3 protein-coding genes are annotated in these 2487 nt (G+C 73.3%); all 3 read left to right on the plus strand.

What is annotated here, in order from left to right; genetic code table 11:
* The first annotated feature begins 72 nt into the window (after window positions 1-72).
* On the plus strand, window positions 73-912 hold the full coding sequence (gene larE / locus ADL15_RS11880; RefSeq protein ID WP_067688414.1) for an ATP-dependent sacrificial sulfur transferase LarE: 840 nt from the start codon (window positions 73-75) through the stop codon (window positions 910-912).
* A complete protein-coding gene (gene larB / locus ADL15_RS11885; RefSeq protein ID WP_232344039.1) occupies window positions 905-1960 on the plus strand; it encodes a nickel pincer cofactor biosynthesis protein LarB in 1056 nt (351 codons plus the stop codon). The genes larE and larB overlap by 8 nt, the downstream gene beginning before the upstream one ends.
* Window positions 1957-2487 (plus strand): nickel insertion protein (gene larC / locus ADL15_RS11890; RefSeq protein ID WP_157441328.1); only part of this gene is annotated, 531 nt, incomplete at its 3' end. The genes larB and larC, both read left to right, overlap by 4 nt.

Raw genomic sequence — 2487 nt, forward strand, 5'->3', positions numbered from 1 at the left:
GGGCTGGGGTGGGTGCTTGCCAAGCCGGGCGGGGTGGGGTGAGCTGAGGGCCGCCGACGGGAGGAGAGCGCTATGGGCGGCTCTGAGGTCGATGATGTGGTGGCTCGGCTCGAGGGGATGCTGACCGGGATCGATCGGCTGGCGGTGGCGTTTTCGGGTGGGGTTGACTCGTCGCTGCTGCTGGCGCTGTCGGCGCGGGTGCTGGGGCGGGACCGGGTACTCGCGATCCTCGGGGTGTCGCCGAGCCTGCCGGAGCACGAGCGGGCCGCCGCGCACGAGGTGGCCCGGCACGTCGGGGTGCCGGTGGTCGAGGTGGTCACCAGGGAAGGCGAGCGCGCGGACTATCGGCGCAACGGGCCGGACCGGTGTTTCCACTGCAAGGACGAGCTTTTCACGCGGATCGGGGACGAGGTGCTCGCGGAGTACCGGGTGGACGCGGTGGCGTATGGCGAGAACGCCGACGACGCGCTGCGCCCGGATCGGCCCGGATCGCGTGCGGCGGCCGCGCATCGGGTGCTGCGGCCGCTGGCGGGGCTCGGGTTGCGCAAGACCGACGTACGAAGACTGGCCCGAGCCTGCGGACTGCCGTGCGCCGACAAACCCGCGGCGCCCTGCCTGGCATCGAGGATTCCGCACTACAGCGAGGTGACGCCAGCGAAGCTGGCGCAAATTGAACAGGCCGAGGGTGCGTTGCGGCAGTTGGGCTTCGCCGATTTCCGGGTACGTCATCACGGCGAGGTCGCGCGCATCGAGCTGCCCGCCGAGGACCTGGTCCGGGCGGTCAGCACGCCGATCCGTGAGGCGGTGCACGCGGGGGTGCTGGCGGCCGGTTTCCGGTTCGTCACGCTGGACGTCGCAGGGATCCAGTCCGGCGCTTTCACGCTGCCGCTGGTCCAGGTGACCCGTGCCTGATCCGCTCGGCCCCACTGACACCCGAGCCGACAGCGCCACCGGGACGACCGGCACCACCCGAGCCGACAGCGCCACCGAGGCCATTGGGACCACCGGAGCCGACAGCGCCACCGGGACCACCGAGACCACCCCGGCCGACAGCGCCGCCGAGACCACCGAAGCAGACAGCGCGGCCGAGGCCGCCGGCACCGGCCGTGCCACCCGAGGCGATGACGCCGAAGCGGGCGGCGGCGTCATCGACTATGCCGAGCTGGATCTCGATCGGACTGCCCGGCGGGGTTATCCGGAGGCGGTCTTCTGCGCGGGCAAGACGGCCCGGCAGGTGGGTGGCATCGCTGCCCTGGTCCGTGCACGACCGGATGTGATCACGCTGTTCACCCGGGCTGACGCGGAGCATGCCGCGGCCGTGCTGGCCGAGCTGCCGGATGCTCGGCACGACGCCGACGCCGGGCTGCTCGCCTGGCCGGCCACTCCCCCGGCGCCGACCGGCGGGCTGGTCGTGGTGGTCGCGGCCGGAACCTCCGACCTGCGCGCCGCCCGCGAGGCCGAATTGACCGCGCGCTACCTGGGGCGGCCCACCGAACTGGTCGTCGATGTCGGGGTGGCCGGGCTGCACCGGATCCTCGCCCGGCTGGAACTGCTGCGCCGGGCCCGGGTCGTGGTGGTCGCCGCGGGCATGGACGGTGCGCTGCCGAGCGTGGTGGCCGGACTGATCAGCGTTCCGGTGGTCGGGCTGCCGACCTCGGTCGGTTACGGCGCCGCCTTCGGCGGATTGGCGCCGCTGTTGGCGATGTTGAATGCCTGCGCGCCGGGCGTTGCCGTGGTCAACATCGACAATGGGTACGGCGCGGGCCATCTGGCGGCGCAGATCGCGGCGCCGCTCGGGCCCGCTGAACCGAGCGAAACCGGCGAATCACGCGGCCCGGCTGACCGGCACATATCGGGCGCAACTGATGGACCGGACGGACTCGGCGCACCCGGCGAGCCACTCAAAACCATCGAATCCGGCGAATTGCGCGGACCGAGCGGACCCGGTGGACTGGCATGAGCGGCCGGCATGCCTGGATCGATGTGTCGGCTGGGGTGGCCGGGGACATGATGCTGGGGGCGCTGCTCGATGCCGGGGCACGGGTCGAACAGGTGCAAGCGGCGGTCGACGCGGTGGTGCCCGGAGCGGTGCGGATCGGGTTCGGTGAGGTGCAGCGGGCCGGGCTGCGGGCCGGGCGGGCGCATGTCGAGGTGCTCGTGGCCGAACCGCCGCACCGGGACTGGCGGGGCCTGCGGGCGTTGCTGGAGGCGGCGGAGCTGGCCGAGGTGGTCCGGGAACGGGCGATCGCGGTGTTCGAACGGCTCGCGGTGGCCGAGGCCCGGGTACACGGCATTGATGTCGGCGAGGTGCACTTCCACGAGGTCGGGGCGCTCGACGCGATCGCCGACGTGGTCGGGTGCTGCGCTGCGCTGCACGATCTCGGGATCGTCTCGGTGTCCGCCGGGGCGGTCGCGGGCGGTTCGGGGCGGGGGGGGGGGGGGGCAGGGGAGGTGCCGGGTCCGGGACCGGGGGGGGGGGGGGGGGGG

Origin of the sequence: Actinoplanes awajinensis subsp. mycoplanecinus, from assembly GCF_001509495.1 — a bacterium.
GTDB lineage: Bacteria > Actinomycetota > Actinomycetes > Mycobacteriales > Micromonosporaceae > Actinoplanes > Actinoplanes palleronii.